Annotated in this window: 1 protein-coding gene; it reads right to left on the bottom strand. The window is 70.0% G+C overall.

The features are described 5' to 3' along the window. Positions 1-491: 491 nt before the first annotated feature. Positions 492-7,979: a beta strand repeat-containing protein gene (locus tag WC493_RS20510; protein ID WP_373068017.1), complete on the bottom strand. Its 7,488-nt coding sequence runs from the start codon at positions 7,977-7,979 to the stop codon at positions 492-494. Between the last annotated feature and the right edge of the window lie 30 nt (positions 7,980-8,009).

Genomic DNA, 8,009 nt, shown 5'->3' with positions numbered 1-8,009 from the left:
CCGCCTCCGCCCCGTGGACCGGCGGGAGCGGCGTCTGTGCGCCGACCCCTCCCACGACGAACACCGCGACAAGTCCTGCAATCAACACCCTCATTCGTAGCTCCCGGAAAATGCCAGCTGCCTACCAGTCTGCTGGTCCATTGCGAACCGCGCCTCGCAGCTCCGCGATTGCATGCGCTCGTCGTGCTCTTGGGCGAAATGCACGTCAACCGACGCGGAAACCGTGGCCCCTCCAGGGTCGAGCCGGGCAGCAGCCCCCAAAATCATTCGTCTCAGGCGATCGCCTGCCATATATGTCATTGGATCCTCCGCCGAAAACATGGATTCAAACACTCGGGATCTCCCCGCCGAGACTGCACCACCCGGCAAGTTTCGCGATGCAAACTCGCGAGGTGCCGACGATGCTACCATTCTATGGAGAGCCAGCCAACACTCGGTCCGCTACGCGGCCATCTCGCAACGCTACGCAGATAAGCCCGTCACTGCCAAGTCTATGGGCGGTTGAACGACTCGAGCGCCTCGCGAGCCCGCAACAAAGCGCGGCCGGCGGCGCCCATCGTCATTTCCCATGGCCTGCGTCCGCGCGATTGCGGCTGCTGCACCGCGCTCAAACCTGCGACACCCAGCACCGCGACAAGCGCGTCACCGCTGCGCTCGTCCAAATCGGCAACCGGAGGCTGCGTGAATGTCAGCACCATCGCCGCTTCCTCGGCCAGATTCTGCTCGCCGCCGACTTGTGCCGTGGAATCGCCACCATCGTTCTGGTGCCGTATCCAGTTATGAGCCGGCAGGAAGGATATCGTCACCACGCCTGAGCTGAACAGCTCATGGAACACGAAGTTGTCGAACAGGTGCGCCGGCTGCGAGACCAGGCTGAGGTCGAACACATTCTGGAACACGGTGACGTCGAGCAGGGGCTCAAGCCGCAGGAGTTCGCTGAGTCGATCCGGCACAACGGTCACATACCCCGGCAGGTCTCTCAGCAGAGCGGCGGCCGTCTGTTTGTCCCCATCCTCGCCGGACAGCGCATTGAAGGACTTGAACATCGCCTCGGTGACCAGATCCTGTGTGTCGCTCTCGATGCTCGTGACCAGGCCGTTTTGCAGGGTAACTGCCACGTTGCCGCCGAACAGCAGGTCCTCGTCCAGCGTGCCGTAGAGCAGGTCCTCTCCCTGCCCGCCGATCAGGATGTCGGCGCCCGTGCCGGCGTTGAGCGTGTCATTGCCGCCGAACAGCGTGTCGACCGACTCGATCAGCACGTTCGCGCCGCCGCCCGCGTAGGTCACGCTGCCGCCGTCGCCGAACAGGATGTCGTTGCCGCCGGCGCTGGTCACCAGGTCGGAGAACGCGCCGCCCATGGCCACGTCGTTGCCGGCGCCGGTGGCGAGCGTGTCGTTGCCGCCGAGCAGCGGGTCGCTGGTGATCGCCTGGACCAGGTTTCCGCTCGCGTCGTTGACAACGGCACCGTTGTCGCCGAACACGATGTCGGCACCGCTGCCGGAGGTCACCGTGTCGGCTCCCACTCCGCCGAATACGATGCTGTTGCCGTCGCCCGCGTCGATGACGTCGTCGCCGCCGGTCGCCGCGACCGTGTCCGTCGTCTGGATCAGCGTCGGCACTGCGTCGGTGTAGTCGATCATGCCGTTGTCGCCGAACACGGTGTCGTTGCCGGCGCCCGTGGCCAGCGTGTCGGCGCCGAAGCCGCCGACGACGATGTCGTTGCCCGTGGTCGTGGTGATGACGTCGTTGCCGCCATCGTCGAGCTGGATGCTCTGCACCAGCCCCAGCGTGATCGGCTGGCCGGCCATCTGCGGCGCGTCCACCGTGTCGGCGAGGATCAGGCCGCTGTCGCCGATCACCAGGTTGTCCCCGCTGCCCGCGTCGATGACGTCGTCCATGCGGCCGCCGATGACGATGTCGTCGCCCGCGCCCGTGAGGATCGTGTCGGCGCCGCCGTAGGCGGTCGTCGAGGTGCTCGTGATCGAGTCGATGTCGGCCGAGTTGCCGTCGGTGGTCACGTAGTCGACCTGCCCGTCGTCGCCCAGCACGATGTCGGCACCGACGCCGGTGGCGATCGTGTCGTTGCCGTTGCCGCCCACGACGATGTTCGTGCCGTCGCCCACCACGATCACGTCGCCGCCGCCGAGCGCCGGGTCGGTCGAGCCAAACTGCGTCAGCAGCGCACCGGCATCCCAGTTCACGAACCCGTTGTCGCCGATCACGATGTCGTTGCCCCCGTTCTGGCCGACGGCGACGCCGGCGAGCGGATCGGCCGCCGCGGCGACCGGCACGTAGGCCGGCGCGGCGGCCGATCCGGTGTTGTCGAGGGTGGTCAGCGTGCCGTCGCTCGCGCCCAGCACCACGTCCAGGAGGCCGTCGCCGTTCACGTCGGCGACCGCAGGCGCGCTCAGGCTGCCGACATCGATGCCGTCAAACGGATTGGCCGTGCCGGTCTGCGCGACGAAGACTGGGGCCGTGGCCGGGCCGGTGTTCTCCAGGTACGCCAGCGTGCCGTCGCTCGCGCCCACCACGACGTCCAGCAGGCCGACGCCGTTCACGTCGGCGAGTGCCGGCGCGCTCACCGTGCCCACGTCGATGCCCGCGAAAGGATTCGCCGCGCCGGTCTGCTCGACGAAGGCCGGGGCCGTGGTCGCGCCGGTGTTCTCGAGGAAGTGCAGCGTGCCGTCGCCCGCGCCCACCACGACATCCAGCAGGCCGTCGCCGTTCACATCGCCGACGCTCGGCGTGCTCACGGTGCCCACGCCGATGCCGTCGAACGGATTGGCCGCGCCGGTCTGCTCGACGTAGGCAGGCGCGCTCGCCGTACCGGAGTTCATCAGGTAGTGCAGCGTGCCGTCGCCCGCGCCCACCACGGCATCCAGGTCGCCGTCGCCATCGAGGTCCGCGAAGCTCGGCGCCGCCGCCGTGCCGACGTCGATGCCGTCGAACGGATTCGCCGCCCCGGTCTGCTCGACGTAGACCGGCGATGCGGCCGTGCCGGCGTTCACGTAGTAGCGCAGCGTGCCGTCGCCCGCGCCCACCACGGCATCGAGCAGGCCGTCGCCGTTCAGGTCGGCGAAGACCGGCGCGGTCAGCACGGCCGCGGGCGTCGCCGCCGGGTCGTTGACATGGTCGGCGCCCAGGCCCGCCATGACGATGTTGTCGCCGCCGCCGGTCACGATGGTGTCGTCCCAGGCAAGCGGGTTGCCGAGCGGGTCGGCCGCCGTGGTGTCGGTGGTCGTCGCGCCGGTGAGCACCGCCGCACCGCCTGCAGCCAGCGTGAAGTCGAACACGCCGTTGTCGCCCATGATGAGGTCGTTGCCGGCGCCCCCCGTCACCGTGTCGGCGCCCGCGCCGGCCATGATCAGGTTGTTGCCATCGCCGGCGAGGATGGTGTCGTTGCCGCCGGTGCCGCTCGCGCCGTCGGTGGTCATTGCCTGCTGCAGCTGGTCCGTGCCCGGGTAGTAGGTCACCAAGCCGTTGTCGCCCAGCAGGATGTCGACGCCCCCGCCCGCCAGGATCGTGTCGTTGCCGAAGCCGCCGACCACGATATTCGCGCCGCCGCCGACCACGATCACTTCGTCGCCGCCGAAGCCCGGCTGCGTGCTGGAGAACGAGGCGATCACGCCGTTGATGTCCCAGGCGACCTGGCCGTTGTCGCCGATGACGATCTCGTCGCCCGGGCTCGGTACGGCCGTCGGCGACACCGCGGGGTCGTTTACGTGATCGGAGCCCACGCCGGCCAGCACGATGTTGTCGCCCGCGCCGGTGACGATGGTGTCGCCCCAGGCCGGCTGGTCGACCACGTCGGTGCTGATTGCCGCGGTGAGGATCGCCGCGCCGGTGCCGTCGGTCGTGAAATCGAACAGGCCGTTGTCGCCGAGGATCAGGTCGTCGTCCACGCCGCCCGTGATCGTGTCTGCGCCCACGCCGCCCGCGACGATGTTGTCGCCGTCGCCCGCGAGGATGCTGTCGGCCGCGCCGAGCGCCGGCAGCGTGGTCATGACCTGGCTCAGCTCGCCGGTCGGCATCCAGTTGATCTGGCCGTTGTCTCCGATCAGCAGGTCGACGCCCGCGCCCGCGGTCACGGTGTCGCTGCCCACGCCCGCCAGCACCAGGTTGCCGCCCTCGCCGGCGGCGATGGTGTCGTTGCCGCCCGTGTTGTTGAGCACGCCGGTGGATTGCACGCGCAGCAGATCGGCCGTGCCCGTGGTGTAGAGGGCCGCGCCATTGTCGCCGAGCAGGATGTCGGCGCCCGTACCCGCGACAATCGTGTCGTCGCCGAAGCCGCCCACCACGACGTTAGCGCCGTCGCCCGCGCTGGTGGTGCCGACGACGATCACGTCGTTGCCGCCCGCGCCCGTGCTCGTGTTCTCGTAGTAGGCAAGCGCGCCGCCCGTGCCGCCCGCCACGAGGTCGAGGTCGCCGTCGCCGTCCAGATCGGCGAAGCTCGGCGTGCTCTGGGTGCCGACGTCGATGCCATCGAACGGATTGGCCGCGCCGCTGCGCTCGACGTACACCGGCGCCACGCCGGTGCCCGTGTTCTCGAAGTACCCGAGCGTGCCGTCGCTCCGGCCGAGCACCAGGTCGAGGTCGCCGTCGCCGTCCACGTCGGCGAAGGCCGGCGTGGCCTGCGTGATCGGGTTGGCCGGCGTGCTCGGCATGCCGGCGCCGATGCCGTCTAATGGATTGGCCGCGCCGGTCTGCGCCTGGAACACGGGCGCCGCGTCGCTGCCCGTGTTCTCGTAGTAATCCAGCGTGCCGTCGCTCTGCCCGACCACCAGGTCGAGGTCGCCGTCGCCGTCGAGGTCCGCCAGCACCGGCGTGCTCTGCGTGCTCGGGTTGAGCGGGTCGACGACCACCACGCCGGCGAACGGATCGGCCGCCCCCGTGACCGCGACGTAGACCGGCGCCGCACCGGTGCCGGTGTTCTCGAAGTAGGCGAGCGTGCCGCTGTCGCCGCCCACCACGAGGTCGAGGTCGCCGTCATGGTCCAGGTCGACCAGGCTCGGCGTACTCTGCGCGCCGACATCGATGCCGGCGAACGGACTGACCGCGGCCGCGGCGTACAACGGCGCGGTCGAAGTGCCCGTGTTCACGTAGTAGGCGAGCGTGCCGTCGGACTGGCCGACCACGAGGTCGAGGTCGCCGTCGCTGTCGAGGTCGCCATAGGCGAGCGTGCCGTTGACGCCGGTACTCACGCCGCCCACCGGATTCGCCGGGCCGGCGGCCGGCGTGTAGCTCACCTGGCCGGCGCTCGCGCTGCCGAACGACACCGGGTTGCCGAGGCTGTCCCACGTGAAGTAGCCGTTGTCGCCGATGACGATGTCGCTGCCGGCGCTCGGCGTGGCGCCCAACGAGACCGCCGGGTCGTTGACGTGGTCGTCGCCCATGCCGGCGAGCACGACGTTGTCGCCGTCGCCCGTGACGATCACGTCGCCCCAGGTCGGCTGGTCGAGCGTGTCGGTGGTCTGCGCGCTCGTGAGGATCGCCTGGCTGGCGCCGTTGGTCGTGAAGCCGAACATGCCGTTGTCGCCCAGGATCACCTCCGCGCCCGCGCCGGTGCTGATCAGGTCGGCGCCCGCGCCGCCGACGACGAGGTTGTCGCCCTCGCGGCCGTCGATCGTGTCGTTGCCGCCCACCAGCGGGAAGGTGCTCTCGAACAGGTCCGGATTGCGCACCGCGCCGTCGGTGAAGTCGCCCGGCCCGCCGTTGCCCAGCACCTCGAGGATCACGCCGGTGTTCGGCACGCCGCCCACGTACTCGTAGCTCACGATCTGGCCGCGGTCGCCGAACAGCATGTCGCGTCCCGAGCCGCCGACGATCGTGTCGTCGCCCTGGCCGCCGAAGACGATCAGGCCCGCGGTCGATTCGTAGGCGCCGGCCGGGCCGTTCGCCGGGTTGTTGCCCGCGCCCAGCACCGTGTCGATGTCGCTGATGCCCGGGTAGGCGCTCGCCGGGTAGTCGTTCCACGGGCCCTGCGTGTTGAGCACGAACACGCCGTCCTGGCCGGCCGTGAGGTTCACGCCCACCGTGTCGTCGCCGAGGCCGGTGTTGAGGGTGGTGATCGTGCGCACGCCCGCCTGGTCCGCGGCGCCGTCCACCCAGATCGTGTCCGCGCCGAAGCCGGTCCAGAGCGTCACGCCGCCGCCGAAGTTGCCCGGCGTGGGCGCCGCAGGCGCGGCCTGGAAGGTGATCAGGCCCTGCGCCATGTCGACCCAGCCGAAGCTGTTGTCGCCGCCCGTGAGGCCGGTGATCGCGATCTCGGCGCTCGCCGGCGCGCCCGCGACCGTGCCGACCTGGTCGGTGAGGACGATGTCGCCGTTGTCCAGCGTGCCCGCCTCGCCGCTGATCAGCAGGCGGTTCTGGCCCGTGCCCGCGTCGATGTTGAGCGCGCCGCTGATGTCGCGCAGGTTGCCGGTCAGGAAGTCGACCGGCGCGCCGACCGCGGCGTTCGCGGCCGAGGACACGTAGAGCGCGTCGTCGCCGGCGCCCGTGTCGATGCTGGTGGTCGCCGTCGTGCCCCTTACGTTGAGCACGTCGTCGCCCGCGCCGAGCCGCAGGCTGAGGTTCTCGATGTTGTAGTAGTTGATGCCGTCGATGCGCGTCGCGATCGTCGCGCTCGCCGCCTCGACCGCGAGCGGCTTCGGCGTGCCATTGGCGGCGAAGGTCGTCGTGAACACGTTGCCGGCGAGGTTGTCGATGTGCAGCACTTCGCCGTCGCTCGTGGCGTGGAATTCGGGCAGGCCGTCCGCGTTGATGAGCTCGGCCAGGTGGCGCGCGATCGAGGCCTGCGTATCGACCCCGGGGACCGTGTTGTAGGTGAAGCTGTGCGGCGTGCCGGCCGGCAGGCCCGCCAGCGCCGCGCTCGTGGCGCTCAGCAGCGTCACCGTCCAGGCCTCGCTGACCGTCTGCGACGGCTGGCCGGCCGGCTGGATGGCCGGCGTGGCCGAGAAGAGCGTGCCGTCGCGGCGCACGATTACCACGCTGTCGCCCTCGGCGACCGCGGCGAAGTCCGCATTCGCCGTCGCGTTGATCAAGGCGGCGAGGCCGAATGCGATCTTCGCCAGCGGATCGGTCGCGAGCAGGTCCGCCGCAAGCACCTGGTAGCTCAGCGTGACGGGCCCGGTGGCGCCGTCGTCCAGCGTGATCTGCCAGATCTCGTTGGTCGCCGGCGTGCCGTCGAGGTTCACCATCGCCTCGGTCGGCGTCGAGCGGTCGATGACCTGGACGCTGCCGGCATTCACCGAGTTGCGGCTGAGGCTGGTCGCGAACGTGCTGCCGTCGCGGTTGGCGACGACCAGTACCGCGCCGTCGCTGGTTGCCGTGAACACGTCGGCGGCGCCGGCGTTGATGCTCGCGGCAAGGCCGGCGGCGACGGCATCGAGCGTGGCGCCGCCCGAGAACGTATGCGTGGTGGTGATGCCGCGCAGCGTGATGCCGACGCTCCAGGTACCGCTGGCGGCGAGGCCGGTCGCCGCCAGGTCGACCGTCGTCGCGCGCGGCGCGGTGGCGTCGAGGACCGCCGTGCCGAGCGTGCTGCCGAGCGTAACCTCCGCCGCCGGCGCTTCGTTGGTGACCGGGTCGAGCGCCGTCTCGCGCGTGACCAGCGCGCGCGTGTCGATGTCGTCGATCTTCAGGTCGCGGTACGCGCCCTGCATCGTGATCAGGAATGTGTCGCCGATGCGCTGCACCGCGAAGTTGTCGGTGTAGGGCTTGGACGGATCGCGCGTGACGCGGTCGAACTCCGGATCGATGTCGATCGTCGAGCCGTTCGGGTTGAGGATCGGGCTCAGCGCCTTGTAGACGTCGATCGCGCTCGCGTTGTAGGCGATCGGCGCCGTGGTCCTCAGGTCGAAGCCGCCGCGTCCGTCCGGCACCTGGAACGAAATCGTGAACGTGCCGCCGGTGACGTTCGGGTTGATGGTCACCGTCTGCAGGTTGTTGACGCCCGCGTTGACCGTGGCGCCGTTGCGCACGGTGCCGGTGCGCAGGTCGACCGCCGCGTT

This window comes from Zavarzinia sp. (assembly GCF_041650655.1).
GTDB lineage: Bacteria > Pseudomonadota > Alphaproteobacteria > Zavarziniales > Zavarziniaceae > Zavarzinia.
The sequence above is the reverse complement of the archived record's forward strand: the minus strand, read 5'-3'. Positions and strand labels throughout refer to the sequence as shown.